Here is a 229-nt window from a genome sequence, read left to right on the forward strand (position 1 = left end):
CCCCGACGAAGACGTACGCGATGTAGCTGTTCACCGACCACGTGGTGAACGAGCTCGGATGGGCGGTCGAGAGCATGTTGACAAGTGCGAAACCCGCCAGTCCGGATACGGCGGCCGAGGTAACGAAGCCGATGGTGCGATATTTCCACGGCGCAACGCCCAGGCTTTCCGCGAGCGTCTCGTTCTCCTCGATCGACGAGAACTCGGGCCGGAGAACGTGCGTCATGCC

General features: G+C 62.4%; 1 protein-coding gene. It reads right to left on the reverse strand.

Translation table 11 applies throughout. From position 1 onward, the window contains the following. A partial coding sequence (locus ACZ2XM_RS15725) for an ABC transporter permease subunit (RefSeq protein WP_490619048.1) occupies positions 1-229 on the reverse strand: 229 nt, incomplete at both ends.

The organism is Psychrobacter sp. CoH-33_TS_01 (assembly GCF_058189395.1).